This is a genomic window from Janthinobacterium sp. NKUCC08_JDC (assembly GCF_019345575.1).
Classification (GTDB): Bacteria; Pseudomonadota; Gammaproteobacteria; order Burkholderiales; family Burkholderiaceae_D; genus Janthinobacterium; species Janthinobacterium aestuarii.
Window position 1 is genome coordinate 297,125 of the sequence record NZ_JAHKQW010000002.1, and the last position, 16,554, is coordinate 313,678.

General features: G+C 61.9%; 17 protein-coding genes. 8 read left to right on the forward strand and 9 right to left on the reverse strand.

The annotated features are described in order from the left end of the window. Positions 1-83 precede the first annotated feature (83 nt). Positions 84-941 (forward strand): hydroxymethylpyrimidine/phosphomethylpyrimidine kinase, encoded by an 858-nt coding sequence (locus KO538_RS07375; RefSeq protein WP_034746671.1) that lies wholly within the window; start codon positions 84-86, stop codon positions 939-941. Positions 942-1,002: 61 nt separating this feature from the next. Next, positions 1,003-2,292 (forward strand): glutamate-1-semialdehyde 2,1-aminomutase, encoded by a 1,290-nt coding sequence (gene hemL / locus KO538_RS07380; RefSeq protein ID WP_219327912.1) that lies wholly within the window; start codon positions 1,003-1,005, stop codon positions 2,290-2,292. A 6-nt stretch (positions 2,293-2,298) separates the two neighbouring features. On the opposite strand, the gene KO538_RS07385 is transcribed toward hemL, so the two are convergent. The 9 genes from KO538_RS07385 to mpl all read right to left on the reverse strand — a co-directional run bounded on the left by KO538_RS07385 (position 2,299) and on the right by mpl (position 11,691). Beyond that, positions 2,299-3,015, reverse strand: coding sequence for an HAD family phosphatase (locus tag KO538_RS07385; protein WP_070301206.1), 717 nt, complete (start codon positions 3,013-3,015; stop codon positions 2,299-2,301). 272 nt (positions 3,016-3,287) lie between these two features. Then, positions 3,288-4,253 (reverse strand): magnesium/cobalt transporter CorA, encoded by a 966-nt coding sequence (corA, locus tag KO538_RS07390; protein ID WP_034746658.1) that lies wholly within the window; start codon positions 4,251-4,253, stop codon positions 3,288-3,290. A 222-nt stretch (positions 4,254-4,475) separates the two neighbouring features. Continuing rightward, positions 4,476-5,201 (reverse strand): monofunctional biosynthetic peptidoglycan transglycosylase, encoded by a 726-nt coding sequence (gene mtgA, locus KO538_RS07395; RefSeq protein ID WP_128141928.1) that lies wholly within the window; start codon positions 5,199-5,201, stop codon positions 4,476-4,478. Next, entirely contained in the window at positions 5,198-6,025 is an 828-nt protein-coding gene (aroE, locus tag KO538_RS07400; protein WP_219327913.1) for a shikimate dehydrogenase, read from the reverse strand. The genes mtgA and aroE overlap by 4 nt, the downstream gene beginning before the upstream one ends. 11 nt (positions 6,026-6,036) lie before the next feature. Continuing rightward, positions 6,037-6,894, reverse strand: a complete 858-nt coding sequence (locus tag KO538_RS07405; RefSeq protein ID WP_219328147.1) for an energy transducer TonB — start codon at positions 6,892-6,894, stop codon at positions 6,037-6,039. 138 nt (positions 6,895-7,032) lie between these two features. Beyond that, a complete protein-coding gene (locus KO538_RS07410; protein WP_219327914.1) occupies positions 7,033-9,120 on the reverse strand; it encodes a ribonuclease catalytic domain-containing protein in 2,088 nt (695 codons plus the stop codon). Between the two features lie 2 nt (positions 9,121-9,122). Next, entirely contained in the window at positions 9,123-9,737 is a 615-nt protein-coding gene (locus tag KO538_RS07415) for a chorismate lyase (protein WP_034746643.1), read from the reverse strand. Then, entirely contained in the window at positions 9,734-10,318 is a 585-nt protein-coding gene (locus KO538_RS07420; protein ID WP_034746640.1) for a YqiA/YcfP family alpha/beta fold hydrolase, read from the reverse strand. Before KO538_RS07420 ends, KO538_RS07415 begins: the two co-directional genes overlap by 4 nt. Then, complete coding sequence (gene mpl, locus KO538_RS07425; protein ID WP_080698410.1) at positions 10,315-11,691, reverse strand: UDP-N-acetylmuramate:L-alanyl-gamma-D-glutamyl-meso-diaminopimelate ligase; 1,377 nt, start codon at positions 11,689-11,691, stop codon at positions 10,315-10,317. Before mpl ends, KO538_RS07420 begins: the two co-directional genes overlap by 4 nt. Before the next feature lie 115 nt (positions 11,692-11,806). Between mpl and KO538_RS07430 the strand changes: the two genes are divergently transcribed. From KO538_RS07430 to prmA, 6 genes are all read left to right on the forward strand, one after another. Then, positions 11,807-12,445 carry a hypothetical protein gene (locus KO538_RS07430; RefSeq protein ID WP_072455056.1) on the forward strand — a complete coding sequence of 213 codons (639 nt, stop codon included), beginning with the start codon at positions 11,807-11,809 and terminating at the stop codon, positions 12,443-12,445. Positions 12,446-12,464: 19 nt separating this feature from the next. Then, the gene (locus KO538_RS07435) at positions 12,465-13,019 is read left to right on the forward strand and encodes a TlpA disulfide reductase family protein (RefSeq protein ID WP_034746631.1); all 555 of its coding nucleotides are present in this window, start codon (positions 12,465-12,467) and stop codon (positions 13,017-13,019) included. Positions 13,020-13,101: 82 nt separating this feature from the next. Next, on the forward strand, positions 13,102-13,539 hold the full coding sequence (gene aroQ, locus KO538_RS07440; protein ID WP_034746628.1) for a type II 3-dehydroquinate dehydratase: 438 nt from the start codon (positions 13,102-13,104) through the stop codon (positions 13,537-13,539). 91 nt (positions 13,540-13,630) lie between these two features. Further along, positions 13,631-14,095, forward strand: coding sequence for an acetyl-CoA carboxylase biotin carboxyl carrier protein (accB, locus tag KO538_RS07445; protein ID WP_046684231.1), 465 nt, complete (start codon positions 13,631-13,633; stop codon positions 14,093-14,095). Between the two features lie 101 nt (positions 14,096-14,196). Further along, complete coding sequence (gene accC / locus KO538_RS07450; protein ID WP_034746622.1) at positions 14,197-15,612, forward strand: acetyl-CoA carboxylase biotin carboxylase subunit; 1,416 nt, start codon at positions 14,197-14,199, stop codon at positions 15,610-15,612. Beyond that, entirely contained in the window at positions 15,609-16,553 is a 945-nt protein-coding gene (prmA, locus tag KO538_RS07455; RefSeq protein ID WP_058048306.1) for a 50S ribosomal protein L11 methyltransferase, read from the forward strand. Before accC ends, prmA begins: the two co-directional genes overlap by 4 nt. Position 16,554 lies beyond the last annotated feature (1 nt).

A 16,554-nucleotide genomic window follows, 5' to 3' on the forward strand; every position in this document is an offset into this window, starting at 1 on the left:
TGCTGCGTTGTTTCGTTGCTACTCACGTTCTGCCACCCTTCAATCAAGTAAAATGCTGAATTAGGTATCTTAATCTACCCGCCGTGCAAAACCAAACTTCTCCCCTCATATTAAGCTTCGGCGTGTCCGATCCGGTCGGCGCGATCGGTATCCAGGCCGACCTGGCCACCTTTTCAGCCTTCGGCTGCCACGGCCTGTCCGTCACCACGGGCCTCTTGATCAGCGATACGGCCCGCGTGGAAGACGTGCAGGCGGTCGACCCGGACTGGGTTTCAGACCAGGCGCGCGTGCTGCTGGAAGACATGTCCGTGGCCGCCATCAAGATCGGCGCGCTGGGCAGCGTGGAAAACGTCACGGCCATCGCCGAAATCGTCTCCGACTATCCGGACGTGCCACTGATCCTCGATCCATTCATTTCGGCGCTGCCGGAACAGGGCATGGACGACGAAGACATCCTCACGGCCGTGCGCCAGCTCCTGATCCCGCAAACGACACTGCTGGTGCTCTCGCCGGTGGAACTGGAACGCCTGGCCGAGACCTGGCGCGACGCCGATCCGGACGACACCCTGCAAAACGACGTCGACTACCTGGTGGCCCTGGGCTGCGAATACGTGCTCGTCACCGGCATGCCGGCCGACGCCAGCAAGTCCGGCACGGCCGAAGGCAAGTTGCGCGCCAATACCCTGTTCGGCGAAGACGGCGTGGTGCGCCACGACGAATGGCAGCATCTGCCCGGCATCTTCAACGGCGCCGGCAGCACCCTGTCGGCGGCGGCCACCGCCCTGCTGGCCCTGGCGGAAAACGAAGACGACGTGCCGCAGGTGGTCGTGGCGGCGCAGGAATTCACGGCCGGCGCGCTGGCCCACGCGCAGCGCCACGGCATGGGCAAGCTGGTGCCGAACCGGCTGTTCCGGCAGCAGCGCCAGCGCGGCGCCCAATAATTCTGTAGACCAGACAGACCAGACGACACAGACAACGATCCACTTTCAAGGCACGATTATCATGACGACGACTTCACAGAACGACATCCTGTTTGCCCGCGCACAAAAAACCACGCCAGGCGGCGTCAATTCGCCCGTGCGCGCCTTCCGCTCCGTCGGTGGCACGCCGCGCTTCATCACGCGCGCCAAAGGCCCCTACTTCTGGGATGCGGATGGCAAGCGCTATATCGACTACATCGGCTCCTGGGGCCCGGCCATCGTCGGCCACGCCCACCCGGACGTGGTGAAAGCGGTGCAGGATGCGGCCGCGCTGGGCCTGTCGTTCGGCGCGCCGACGGAAGGCGAAGTGCTGATGGCCGAGGAAATCACGCGTTTGGTACCGTCGATCGAGCAGGTGCGCCTGGTGTCGTCGGGCACGGAAGCGACCATGAGCGCCCTGCGCCTGGCGCGCGGCGCCACGGGACGCGACAAGATCGTCAAGTTCGAAGGCTGCTACCACGGCCACGCCGATTCGCTGCTGGTGAAAGCGGGCAGCGGCCTGCTCACCTTCGGCAACCCGACGTCGGCCGGCGTGCCGGAAGACTTCGTCAAGCACACGCTGGTGCTCGACTATAACAACGTCGAGCAGCTGAAAGACGCCTTCGACAGCTTCGGCGCGGACATCGCCTGCGTCATCGTCGAACCGGTGGCCGGCAATATGAACCTGGTGAAAGCCACGCCGGAATTCCTGCAGGCGATGCGCGAGCTGTGCACGCAGCACGGCGCCCTGCTCATTTTCGATGAAGTCATGTGCGGCTTGCGCGTGGCCCTGGGCGGCGCGCAGGCGCTGTACGGCATCAAGCCGGACCTGACGGCGCTGGGCAAGGTGATCGGCGGCGGCATGCCGGTGGCGGCCTTCGGCGGCAGTGCGGCGCTGATGCACAACATGGCGCCGCTGGGCGCCGTCTACCAGGCCGGTACCTTGTCGGGCAACCCGGTCGCCGTGGCGGCCGGCATGGCCACCTTGAAACTGATCCAGCAGCCAGGCTTCTACGAGCAGCTGGGCGCCACGGCCAAGCGCCTGGCCGAAGGCCTGACCGCCGCAGCCAAAGAAGCCGGCGTGGTCTTCTGCGCCGACTACATCGGCGGCATGTTCGGCATTTATTTCAGCGAAACGCCACCGACCAGCTATGCGGAAATGATGGCCGGCGACCGCAGCAAGTTCAACGCCTTCTTCCACGCCATGCTCGACGAAGGCGTGTACTTCGCGCCCGCCGCCTTCGAAGCGGGTTTCGTCTCGGCGCAGCACGACGATGCCGTCATCGACGCCACCATCGCCGCCGCGCGCAAGGTGTTTGCTAAGTTAGCCTAAACGCAGTCAGACAGTCGCGGTGTCCATCACCGCGGCCACCAGCGCCGGCAAACTGGCCATGTCGCTGAACACGACATGCGCGCCGGCCGCCTTCAGACGCGCTTCCTGGCCGGGCGCGATATGCCCGCCGCCGATGAATCCCAATACCGTCATGCCCGCCGCCACGGCGGCCGTCACGCCCGTGACGCTGTCTTCCAGCACCAGGCACTGGCTTGGCGGCACGCCAAAGGCGGCTGCCGCCGCCAGGTAGACGCCCGGATGTGGCTTGGCGTGGCCAACCAGGTCCGGCGTGAACACGCGCTTGTCGAACAGCGGCGCCATGCCAGTGCGCTCGAGCGCCGACAGCACGCGCGCGCTGACGCTGTTCGAAGCGACGGCCTTAGGCAGCGGAATGGCGGCCAGCGCCTGCGCCACGCCGGGCACGGCGCGCAATTGCGCGTCGCAAGCCGCATCGACGGCGTTGCCGATGGCCATAATCTCGTCGGCCGGCAATTGCGGCAAGCCCAGTTCCTTGTAGATATCCTGCATCAGCGGCACAAGGCGCTGGCCCAGGCGCGGCTCGATCAAGCCTTGCAGGGTGACGCCCTCGGGCAGGTTCGGCAGGCGCGGCCCCAGCAACTCCAGCAGCGCTTGCAGGGCCACGGCTTCACTGTCGATCAGCACGCCATCGCAGTCGCTGATCAGATGGGTAAAGCGCGGTGGGGTGGTGGCGGTATCAGGCATGGACTCTCCAGAAATCAATAGTGACGGGAAATGCGGCAGCCAGCCGGCCAAGGCCGGCATCGTAACGATCATAGGTGGAACAGGCAGACGCTACCACGCAGAAAATGTCTGAATGACGATACTTTTCTGCACAGCAGGCGGCAGGCATCAATCGGCAAATAACAATACCAATTCAATACCACGCAATACCAGTGATTATCGCCGATTTTTGAAATTGCTGCGCTCGTGCTGAAACCGGGGCGCGGAGCACCCCGGCGATGCTGCGATACGGCTTATTTCAGCCAGCCGCGGTGGCGGAAGTACAGGAACGGTGCGATGGCGCTGGTGATCATCAAGCCCCAGGCCCATGGATAGCCGAACGACCATTCCAGTTCCGGCATCAGCTTGAAGTTCATGCCGTACACGCTGGCGATCAGGGTTGGCGGCAGGAAGGCCACGCTGGCCACCGAGAAGATCTTGATGATCTTGTTCTGGTTGATGTTGATGAAACCGACGGTGGCATCCATCAGGAAGTTGATCTTGTCGAACAGGAAAGACGTATGGCCATCGAGCGATTCGATGTCGCGCAAAATCTGCCGCGCTTCCTCGAACTGCTCGGAATTCAATAAGCGGCCGCGCATCAGAAAACTCACGGCGCGGCGCGTATCCATCATGTTGCGGCGGATACGGCCATTCAAATCTTCCTCATGGGCAATCGCATTCAGCGCTTCGGCCGCGTGCGCATCGGTAAATTCCTTTTGCAGCACGCGCGTGCTGACTTCTTCCAGGTTCTGGTAGATGCCTTCGAGCACGTCGGCCGAATACTCGGCATCGGTGGCGTACAGGTCGAGCAGCACGTCCATGTAGTCGGCAATCGAGCCTGGCCGCGAACGGGCGCGCATGCGCACCAGGCGGAACACGGGCAAGTCGTCCGTATGCATGGAAAACAAAATCTTGCGGGCCAGGATGAAAGCCACGGTGATGACGCGCGAGGGGCCGTCGTCCTCTTCGCGCAGGAAGTCCGTGCGCAGGTGCAAGTCGCCGTTTTCCGCTTCGTAATAGCGGGCCGACGCTTCGATATCCTTGACTTCGTCTTCGCCCGGCAGGGTGACGTTGTAGATGGCCTTGACCCAGGCCCGTTCGTCATCGGTGGGGTCGGTCAGGTCGACCCACACCGGTTCGGCATTTTCGAGGTCTGCGCGGCTGTCGATCGGCACCTGGTTGAGCCGGCCATTCTGTAATACAAAGACATTGATCATGCGCGCTCTCAGCCGGATGTGGGGTTATCGTGATGTGCTGGCGCTGGCGCCAAAAATGAAAACAGCGCAAGTGTACCCGCAAAGGCCTTTTCACGACCACCCCCGGCACCGCTTTTTCACGGAAAAAGTGCGGCGTTGCACCAAGCGGGGACGATTAAGATGCTGCGCCGCAATAGTGCCAATCAGGCAGCTTTAACTTTATGAAAAGAAAGCCCGCTGCCATCAAGGCAATTCCGCCGCCCCCATGCGGCGCAGGATCACGCCCGTGCGCCGGTTCAGGTAACCCGTATCGCGGTGACGGTCGTAAAAGCGGGGATTCGGCAGCATCACGGCCAGTTTCGCCGCCTGTCCCGCGCTCAGGCCCGCCGCGCTGACCCGGTAATAGTGGCGCGCGGCCGCTTCGGCGCCAAAGGTGCCCGTGCCAAACTCCACCACGTTCAGATAAATCTCGAAAATGCGCTCCTTTTCCATCAGGTTTTCCAGCATATACGTGATGATCAATTCCTGCCCCTTGCGCACATAGCTGCGCGAACCGGACAGGAACAGATTCTTCGCCAGCTGCTGCGTGATGGTGGAGCCGCCCGCCACGACCTTCTGCTTCTTGCTATTCTTTTCATATGCCTTTTGCAAGGCTTCCCAATCCACGCCTTCGTGCTCGGAGAAATTCGCGTCTTCCGATGCGATGATGGCCCGTTTCAGGTTGTTCGAGATGCGGTTGTACGGCACCCACGTGTGCTTGATCGTGGCCTTGGGATTTTTGTCCTGCAAGACAGACAACTGTTCGCGCATGAAGGCCGTGCTGGACGGGTTATGGTCGACCCACCACCAGATTTGCAGGAAGAAATACAGTTGCACGACGATAAAGGCCAGCACGGGGACGATGAACAGCCACTTGATCCAGCCGTAGCGGCCACCGCTTTTGCGGGCGCCCTTCTTGCCGGCGCTCACAGGGCACTGCGCAGTTGCGCCAGCAAGTCCTGCGTCTGCGGCCGCACGCCACGCCACACGTAAAACGCTTCAGCCGCCTGCTCCACGAGCATGCCCAGGCCGTCGCGCACCTGCGCGCCATGCTGTACGGCAAAGTCCATGAAGACGGTGGGCTGGGCGCCGTACATCATGTCCAGCGCCAGGGTATGGCTACCGAAGATACCGGGTGGCATGGGCGGCAAGTCGCCCGCCAGGCTGGCCGAGGTGGCGTTGATGACGATATCGAAGACGCCATCGGGCTGCGCGAAACCGCCGGCGCGCAGCTGGCCGGGGTGCGCCAGCGCATCGGCAAACTGCGCCACCAGCGCCTCGGCCGTGGCCACGGTGCGGTTGGCAATGAAGATTTCCTGCGGCCCCTGTTCCAGCAAGGGTAGCACGACGCCGCGCGCGGCACCGCCCGCCCCCAGCAGCAGGACGCGCTTGCCGGCGACACTCACGCCCGCGTTGCGCACGATGTCCGCCACCAGGCCCGCGCCATCGGTATTGTCGCCAAGAATAGTGTCGCCATCAAAACGCAGGGTATTGACAGCGCCGGCCGCGTGCGCGCGCGGTGTCAGCTCGGTGGCCAGCGCACACGCATCGAGCTTGAAGGGCACCGTCACGTTCGCGCCCTTGCCACCCTCGGCGGCAAACGTCCGGGCCGCCAGGGCAAAGCCGTCGAGCGGCGCCAGCCGGCGGTCATAGACGATGGGCTCGCCCGTCTGCAGGGCAAACGCGGCGTGGATCAGGGGGGACTTGCTGTGGGCGATGGGATTGCCGAAGACACAATATTGATCGGGATTCATTGCTTGCTTGTTCAATTGCTGCCGCCAGTCAGGTTAGCTTCCATTTTTTCTTCGCGCGTAAATTTGAAGCGGGTAATCACCACCCACAGGTCATCCTTGTCACTCGACAACATGTTCGGTGGAAAACGGCCAAACGGCGCCGCGCGGCGCACGATGGCCAGGGCCGCCGCATCGAGCGCCGGGTTGCCCGAGCTTTTCTCCACGCGGGCGCCGCCTTCCTTCTGGTAAATCGTGCCGTCCTGAAAGATGGGGATGTAGACGACCAGTTCGCCATACATCTTGCGGCCATTCTTTTGCGGGAAATTCAGAGTGCCAATTTCCTCGATGCGCTTTTGCAAGGTCTTGTAATACATGGCATAGCCGACCTCTTGCGTGCTGGGCGTAATGAAGGTCTTGCGCGGGCGCTTGTTCTGATCTTCCACGGTCTGGCTGATCTCGGCCGCCATGCGGGCGATGGCCTTGCTGCTTTCCATCAAGTCCGAGCCGGTGGCCAGAGGATTGGGCTTGTCTTTTTCCGTGACGGGCGCGGCGCTGTAAGGCGTGGGCCTGGCCGCCTGCGTCAGCAATTCCTGCTGTTTTTGTTCCAGTTCGACGATGCGCCGGGCGCTGGCCTTGACGCTGTCGCCCTCTTCCACCTTGCGCATGTCGGGCAAGGGCGACTTGGCGCGGCCCTTGTCGGCTTGTCCGCCACCATCAAGGTTGGCTTGCGCCAGGGCATCGGCCTTCAGCGGCTTGTTCGCATGCTTGGCGTTGACCAGGATCACTTCCAGGCCGGGGTCGGTGGCGACGGCCCGCTGCGGCGCCGGGGCGACAAAATGCATCGCCAGCAAGGCGCCGTGGGCCAGCAGCGATACCGCCACGGCTATCATCAGGAAACGATTCTCTCGGAAAGACTTCACGCGCAACCCAGTTCGCAACAAACACACCATACAAGATGGCTGAATTCTACGTCAAAGGGCGGTGCCGGCAACAATTTTCAGCACCGCCTTTGTAGCCTGACTGGCGCCTTATTTGACCTCGGGCTCGCTGACCACGTCTTCGCTGGCCAGTTCCGCCACTTCCGCATCGGCGTCGCTGAGCTGGTTCGCCGCTTCCGGCGGAGCTTCCGCTGCCACGTCGCCTTCATCGGCCACGTCGTCGCCCGACTCTTCCTCGTAGTCGAGCTCGGCATCGGCCGCCGCATCGGGTACGGCGGCGATTTCCAGCAGGCGCGCTTCGATGCTCAGGTCGACTTCATCCCAGCGCAGCAAGTCCAGTTTCACCTGGGCGCCGCGCGCCACCGATGGCATGCCCGGCAACTTGATGACCAGTGGAATGTCGACCAGGCGCAGGATTTCGTCTTTCAGGACGACGGCATCGACCTGGCGCGCGTTTTCCTGGTGCAACCAGCGCAAGCACCAGTAGCGTTCCATGTTCGACTGGAAATCGCCATACGCGGCGTACGCGGCGTCAAACGCTGAAACGATGGCGAACAGATTCGCGTCGCGCGGCTTGAACGGGGCCACCAGCGGCGCCGTCACGCCATGCTCGGCGCAGGCGATGATTTGCCACTGGTTCACCAGGTCCGTATAGCGGCGCAGTGGCGAAGTGCTCCACGCATATTGATCCACGCCCAGGCCCTGGTGCGGCGCCGCATGGGTAACCATGCGCACCTGCATCTTTGCCGCCCAGCTATTGCCGCTGCCGCCCCCCTGGCTGCGATAGATGCCCGGCACGCCATGGTCGTGCAGCATCTTGCCCCACGTGCTGTTGGCAAAAATCATCAGCTCGGCGACGATCTTGTCGAGCGGCGCGCCACGCTTGCGGCGCGCCACGGTGACGATGTCATTTTCCACATAGAAGTTGAAATCGACACGGTTATTCTGTTCCGGCTTCAAGCCAAACGCTTCGCGCTTCTTCATGCGGCCCTGTTCCAGCTGCTGCGCCCATTGCCACAGCACGGCAAAATCGGCCTTGTGCGGATACTCGCCTTCGCCGCTGGCCAGGGTTTCCTCGTTGACCAGGTCGTCGAGCTGGTTATGGCGCAAATTGCTGGCGATCGGCACCAGCTCGGCGCGCGTCTGCGTGCTGACCACGGCCCAGTCCGCTTTCGGATCCAGGGTCGCATACAGCGACAGGGCCGGGCACGTCGTGCCTTCCGCCAGGGTAAATGCGTTGACGATTTCGTCGGGCAGCATGGTGATCTTGTCGCCCGGCATGTAGACGGTCGACATGCGCTGGCGCGCCATCTTGTCGATCACGTCTTCCGGACGGATGCCCAGGCCCGGCGCGGCGATGTGGATACCCACTTTCACGGTGCCATCGGGCAAGGGCTGCACGGAGAAGGCATCGTCGATCTCGGTCGTGGTCACGTCGTCGATCGAGAAGGCGGCCACGTCGGCCAGCGGCAGCTTGGCCGTCACGGACGGCACGGGCACGCTCGGGAAACCGGCGCCTTTCGGGAAGTTTTCGAACAGGAATTTCGACAGGTGCAAGTCTTTCGGGGAAGCAATACCACCGACGGCCAGCATCAGCCGCGGCGGCGTCGTGTGCAATTCCGTGCACGCCGCTTCCAGCGCCTTGTATTCAATCGTGTTCTTGTCCGGCTTGAACAGCAGTTGCAGCACCATGGGCTGCATCGAGGCGGGCAAGCGGTTCTGTTTCAGCTCTTCCACATAGCCTGCCTGCACCAGCGCCTGCTGCTTTTTCTTTTCGATACCGGCCAGGGCCGCCTTCAGCGATGCTTCCGGCGCCGCCTTGTAGCGGCCACGGCCCTTCTTGTAGAAATACACGGGCGCCGAATGCAGGGCCAGGATCAGGCCGGCCGCTTCCGGCGGCAACGGTGCGTGGCCAAAATACTCGGCGCCCAGCTCGGCAAAGCCGAACTCGTCTTCGCCCGCCACTTCCCACAGGAAATCGAGATCGATCTCGGCGGCAACCGCCTTGGCCTGTTCCAGCAGCTCGGCCGGGGCCGGCTTTTCATACTGCAGCAGCACGTCCTTGACCTTGACCTTGGTGCGCTTGCCGCTGGCCATTTCGACCTGGTACGCTTCACCCGCTTGCGACAGGACCGTGCCGACCTTGAAATCGCCGGATTCTTCAAAAAATAGATTCATTGTTATGCTTTGTTTATTAATGTGTCGGTTGCAACGGTGCGAGTGACGGACATCAACTCCAGCACCGCCGGCAAAAATACTTCAGTTACCAGCAGCAATCCCTGGTGACGCTGATACAGGCAGCGGCGGGCAAAAAACAGCGCCTGAGCGTCGGCGCGCCGCCCTTCCCGCGCCAGCGCCGCCTGCGCCCGCTGCACCAGCGGGTGGCCGGCGCGCAAGCGGGCAAATTCCAGTTCGCCGCGGCGCACCATGCGGTCGCCAAACAGGGTCGTGCCCAGCGAACGCTCGCCCAGCGCGGAAAACAAGGGCCAGTCCGTGGCCGTCGCCTGCATGGGCACGACGGTATGGCCAAACACGGCCGGTCTGTCATCACAACGCAACAGCACTTCACGTTCCCACACGCGGCCCGCGCGGTGCAAACCAATGATGGCAGCCTCGTCGCTCAAGCAACGTGCCGTTTCCTGATGCAAACATTGCACGCGAAATGCCTGGCTATGCGCTTTCAGCTTGGCCGTCAGCGAACCGCCGCCCGTGAGCCAGTGGCGCAAGGCCGGCGGCGCATTGACGGCATTTACGTGCGCATGCCATTGCGCCTGCCGCAGCGAACCCGGCCTCACTGGGCAGCGTCCGCATCGATGCCGCAAAAGGCCAGCACGGGCGCCACATAATCGGCAAATTCGCTGATGCCATGGTCGCTGCCGTCGATGACCAACTGCCGCGCCCCCTGATAATGCGCCACCATGTCGCGGTAGTCGAGCACTTCATCGCCGGTGGCGGCAATCAGGAAATAACGTTGCGGCTCAGTAATTTTCTCTACGGCAAACGTGCGCAGCTCGTCGATGTACTCGCGCTTGAACTCGAACGGCTTGTCCGAATGGAATTCCGTCGTCACGCCCACATGCTGTTCCAAGTCGATCAGGGGAACGATGGCAGGATTGAGCAATACGGCGCGGCAACCGAGCTGCTCGGCCAGCCAGGTGGCGTAATAGCCGCCCAGCGAGGAGCCGATTATCGTCAGCTCGGCCGCCGCCACGTCCTTGACCAGCGACAGGGCCAGCTCAATCGCCAGTTTCGGCGAAGCCGGCAATTGCGGGCACAGCCACTGTGCTTCGCGGCCCAGCGCCTGCATCTGCGCGGCCAGCAGGCGCGACTTCATCGACAGGGGCGACGAGCGGAATCCATGCAGGTACAGAATCATCGGCCCAGGGCCTCCAGCAATTTCTGGTGCACGCCGCCAAAGCCGCCATTGCTCATGACCACGATCTGGTCGCCGGGACGCGCGCTGGCCGCCACGGCCGCCACCAGGGTATCGATGTCTTCGTAGGCGCTGGCAATCTTGCCCAGCGGCGCCAGCGCGTCGCCCAGGCTCCAACCCAGCGCTTGCTGGCTGCCGAAACCGAAGACGAGGTCCGCATCCTTGAGACTGCCCGGCAGCGCATCTTTCATGGCGCCCAGCTTCATCGTGTTCGAGCGCGGCTCCAGCACGGCCAGGATGCGGGTGCCGCTGCCTACCTTCTGGCGCAGGCCGCCCACGGTGGTAGCTATGGCCGTCGGGTGGTGCGCGAAATCGTCGTACACGGTGATGTCGTTGACGACGCCGCGCACTTCCATGCGGCGCTTGACGCTCTCGAACGTGGCCAGCGAGGCGCACGCCTGGGCTATCGGTACGCCCACGTGGCGCGCGGCGGCGATGGCCGCCAGCGCATTGCTGCGGTTGTGCTTGCCCGTGAGCGCCCACGCCACATGGCCTTCCTGCTTGCCATTGAAGAACACGTCGAAGCTGCCATCGGCCTGTTCTTGCAGTTGCCAGTTGGCATCTTGACCAAAACTTTCCTTTTCGCTCCAGCAACCGCGCGCCAGCACGCGCTGCAGCGATGCTTCATCGCCGTTGAACACGAGACGGCCAATGCCGGGCACGGTGCGCACCAGGTGGTGGAATTGCGTCTCGATCGCGTGCAGATCGGGGAAGATGTCGGCGTGATCATATTCCAGGTTATTCATGATGGCCGTCTTCGCGTGGTAATGCACGAACTTGCTGCGCTTGTCGAAGAAGGCCGTGTCGTATTCGTCCGCTTCGATGACGAAGAAGTCCGATTCGGCGCTCTTGCCGTCGATTGTGCCGCTGAGGCGGGCGGAAATGCCAAAGTTCATCGGCACGCCGCCGATCAGGAAGCCTGGCGCGTAGCCCGCATCTTCAAGTATCCAGGCCAGCATGGCCGACGTGGTCGTCTTGCCATGCGTGCCGGCCACGGCCAGTACCCACTTGTTGCGCAAGATATGTTCGCCGATCCATTGCGGGCCGGACACATACGGCAGGCTGCGGTTGAGGATCTCTTCCACCAGCGGGTTGCCGCGCGAGACCACATTGCCAATCACATACAAATCCGGGTTCAGCTTGGTCTGTTCCGGATCGAAACCCTGGATCAGTTCGATTCCCTGCGATTCCAGCTGGGTGCTCATCGGCGGATACACGTTGGCATCGCAACCGGTAACTTTATGGCCGGCTTCCTTGGCCAGGACAGCCAGGCCGCCCATGAAGGTACCGCAAATGCCGAGAATATGAATATGCATGTGATCAGTGCGAAAGGCGCACGCTTAAGTAAGTAAGACGGTGAGATAAAAAACAGCAAGTGCAGGATTTTACCTGACGCCATGACTTTTTCCGCTTCGGAGTATCATCTCGCTCATGACGAACGATGCATTTGACGATAGCGCGCAGTTGCGCCTGGAAATCGCCGCCGCTGCCGCGCGCCTCGTGGCGCAGGACGGGGCCGACTATGGCAGCGCCAAGCGCAAGGCGGCGCGGCAAGTCCTGGGCGACGCGCCGAACCGGCCCAACATCCTGCCCGACAACGACATGATCGAGGAGCAGGTGCGGCAATACAATGCCCTGTTCCTGGCCGACAGCCAGCCGGCGCGGCTGTTCCAGCTGCGCACGATCGCGCTGCAGGTGATGGAAGCGTTGCAACAATTTCATCCCCTGCTCAGCGGTCCCGTGCTCAATGGCACGGCCGGCCCGCACGACGAGATCTATTTGCAGCTGTTTGCCGAGAGCGCCAAGGAAATCCACATCTTCCTGCTGAATAAAAATGTCGTGCTCGACATGTCGGAAAGCCCGCATTTCAAGGGGGCGCGTTATGATGCGGTCGAGACCGCCAGTTTCTTGTGGAAAAACGAAGGCGTGCACGCGGCCATGTATGAGCTCGACGATATGCGCGGCGCGCTGAAAGCCAAGGCGGATGGCAAGGTGCTGCGCACCGACATCGCCGGGCTGCGCAGCCTGCTGGCCGCCAGCCTCGCCGATGGTATGCCGGCTGCCGACTAACATTGATATAGATAAAGTTATGACAAAAAAGAATTGGATCGCGTGCGCCATCGTGGCGCTGATGTTTGGTGGCATGGGCGCTTACGTCGGTTTGAGCAAGGAAAAAGCCAAAGCAGCAGGGCCGCTGACGACCACCATCGCGCCGGGCGCGACGGGTCCCGTCACCGAGCTGTATGCGCTGTCCCTGCCGGACGCGGCCGGCGCCACGCAAGCGTTGTCGCAATGGAAAGGCAAGAATGTGCTGGTCAATTTCTGGGCGCCATGGTGCCCGCCTTGCGTGGAAGAAATGCCGGAGTTATCCGAAGTGCAAGGCCACTATGCGGCGAAAAACCTGCAGGTGATCGGCATCGGCATCGATTCGGCCAGCAATATTGCCACCTTTGCCAGCAAGTTCAAGATCGCCTATCCCGTGTATGTCTCCGGCATGAGCGGTACCGACCTGTCGCGCCATTTTGGCAATGCCACGGGCGGTTTGCCCTTCACGGTGCTGATCGGCGCCGATGGCGAAGTCAAAAAGACCTATCTTGGCCGCTTGAAATTTGATCAATTGCGCGCCGATCTGGATAAATTGTAAATTCGGAGCGTGCTTTTTTCTCTTGCCAATGCGTATCTTTGGCGGCAAAATGCGGAACTTTCGCTAAAACGGTCTTCCATACATGGCAAAAAACCTCCTTCTGCTCAACGGTCCCAACCTGAATTTGCTGGGAACGCGCGAGCCTGAGGTCTACGGCGCCAGCACCTTGGCCGATATCGAACAGGCAGCAATGGCGCAAGCCATGGCGGCCGGCGCCGACCTGGTCTGCTTTCAAAGCAACCACGAAGGCGCGCTGATCGACCGCATCCATGCCGCGCGAGCGGAAGGGATCGATGCCATCGTCATCAATCCGGGCGGCCTGACCCATACCAGCGTTGCCTTGCGCGATGCGCTGGCCGGGGTCGCCATCCCGTTCGTGGAAGTCCATATCTCGAATATTTATCAACGCGAGACGTTTCGACATCACTCATTTCTCAGCGCGATCGCGCAGGGGACGATCTGCGGGCTGGGTATCGATGGATATCGGTTTGCCATCGACTTTGCGCTTAAAAAACGTTAATCTACGCGATCTGCACGCATTTAGCGCGGCGATAGGTTCTTGGACATCACCGCATCACTCAAAAAACAAACTACATTCCTAGGGGTTTTACATGGATCTACGAAAACTCAAGACCTTGATCGACCTGGTCGCCGAATCGGATATCGCAGAGCTGGAAGTTACCGAAGGCGAAAGCAAGGTTCGCATCGTCAAATCGTCGGCCATGCCGCAAAACCAGATGGTCATGATGCAGCCGCAAGGCATGCAAGCCCAGTACCAGCCAGCCGCGCCAGCCGCCGCTCCCGCTGCGGCAGCCGCCGTCGTGGTCGCCGCCGAGCCAACGGGCTATGTGGTCAAGTCGCCGATGGTCGGCACCTTCTACCGCTCGTCCGCTCCTGGCAGCGCCGCCTATGTTGAAGTGGGCTCGACCGTCAAGGAAGGTGATACCCTGTGCATCATCGAAGCGATGAAGCTCCTGAATGAAATCGACTCCGACAAAGCCGGTGTCGTGACCCAGATCCTGGTCGAAAACGGCCAACCGGTCGAATTCGGTCAACCCTTGTTTGTGATCGGCTAAAACCCAGTCCACACGGCCGGCAACGGCCGTTTGCAGTTTTAGCCCCTCACACTTGTTGTTTCGCCGGCTCGCCGGCTCTCACAGACATACGCGAACCTACCATGTTTGAAAAAATCCTGATTGCCAACCGTGGTGAAATTGCCCTCCGTATTCAGCGCGCCTGCCGCGAAATGGGCATTAAAACGGTTGTAGTCCACTCCGAAGCCGACAAGGACGCGAAATACGTCAAGCTGGCCGACGAATCCGTTTGTATCGGCCCGGCACAGTCGTCCCTGAGCTACCTGAACATGCCCGCCATCATCAGCGCCGCTGAAGTGACGGATGCGCAAGCGATTCACCCAGGCTATGGCTTCCTGTCGGAAAATGCCGACTTTGCCGAACGCGTCGAGAAATCGGGCTTCGTCTTCATCGGCCCCCGCTCCGAATCGATCCGTTTGATGGGCGATAAAGTATCGGCCAAGCAAACCATGATCAAGGCTGGCGTACCGTGCGTCCCGGGCTCGGAAGGCGCGTTGCCCGACGATCCAAAAGCGATCGTGCAAATTGCCCGCAAAATCGGCTACCCGGTCATCATCAAGGCCGCCGGTGGCGGTGGCGGACGCGGCATGCGCGTCGTGCATACGGAAGCTGCCCTGATCAACGCCGTGGCGATGACCAAGACGGAAGCCGGCACGGCTTTCGGCAACCCTGAAGTGTATATGGAGAAGTACCTGGAAAATCCGCGCCACGTGGAAATCCAGATCCTCGCCGACGAACACAAGAACGCCGTCTGGCTGGGCGAGCGCGACTGCTCCATGCAGCGCCGCCACCAGAAAGTGATCGAAGAAGCACCAGCGCCGGGCATCCCGCGCAAGCTGATCGAGAAAATTGGCGACCGTTGCGCCGAAGCCTGCCGCAAGATCGGCTACCGCGGCGCCGGCACGTTTGAGTTCCTGTACGAAAACGGCGAGTTCTATTTCATTGAAATGAATACCCGCGTGCAAGTGGAACATCCGGTGACCGAGATGATCACCGGCATCGACATCGTGCAAGAACAGATCCGCATCGCCGCCGGCGAAAAACTGCGTTTCCGCCAGCGCGACGTCTTGCTGTCGGGCCACGCCATCGAGTGCCGCATCAACGCCGAAGATCCATTCAAGTTCACGCCATCGCCAGGCAAGATCGTGTCGTGGCATGCACCGGGTGGCCCTGGCATCCGCGTCGATTCGCACGCCTACGCCGGCTACTACGTGCCGCCGCACTACGACTCGATGATCGGCAAAGTGATCGCTTACGGCGCCACGCGCGAGCAAGCGATCCGCCGCATGCAGATCGCCCTGTCCGAAATGGTGGTCGAAGGCATCAACACGAACATCGCCCTGCACCGCGAACTGATGATCGACGCGCGCTTCATCGAAGGCGGCACCAATATTCACTATCTGGAACAGAAACTGGCCGACATGCCGGATCTGGGCAAGAACCTGAATGGCGGCAGCCCCAGCATCGCCAAGAAGTCCGAAATCAAGGCGGGCGCATGAGCTGGACGGAAATCGTCATCGAAATCGCCCGTGACAACGCCGAGGCCATGTCCGACGCGTTGATGGAAGCGGGCGCCCTGTCGGTGTCGGTGGAAGACGCCGATGAAGGCACGGATGCCGAGCAGCCCCTGTTTGGCGAGCCCGGCATGGAACCGAAGGAAGCGGCGTGGGAACGCAGCCGCGTGGTGGCGCTGACCGACGTCGACGCCGACCAGGCCGCCATCGTGGCCGCCGCAGCCCAGGCTGTCGGCATGACGGAAGTGCCCGCCTTTACCATGCGCCCCGTGGAAGAGCAGGACTGGGTGCGCCTGACCCAATCGCAATTCGCACCGATTCACATCGGCAAGAATATCTGGGTCGTGCCCAGCTGGCACGAGGCACCGGATCCTGACGGTCTGATCCTGGAACTGGACCCTGGCCTCGCCTTCGGCACGGGCAGCCATCCGACCACGCGTTTGTGCATGGAGTGGCTGGAAGCCAATCCTGCTCCAGGCAAGACCGTGCTCGACTACGGTTGCGGTTCCGGCATCCTGGCCATGGTGGCCAAGAAACTGGGCGCACAAACGGTGGCCGGCGTCGACATCGACCCGCAGGCGATCGAATCGGCGCGCGACAATGCCGAACGCAACCAGTGCGACATCGAATATTTCTTGCCAGACACGTTTGCCACGTCGGCACACGCCACGGCCAAGTTTGACATCGTCGTCGCCAACATCCTGTCGAGCCCATTGAAGCTGATGGCGCCGATGCTGTCGGGCCGTGTCGCCGATGGCGGCGCGCTGATCCTGTCCGGCGTGCTGGCACGCCAGGCCGAAGAAGTGGCCGCTGCGTACGCACCGTTCATCGAGCTCGGTGTGTGGGCCGAGCAAGACGGCTGGGTGGCGCTGCATGGCCGCCTGGGCAGCACGCAAGCGCCTGCGCCCCGCGCGGAAGGTGCATAAG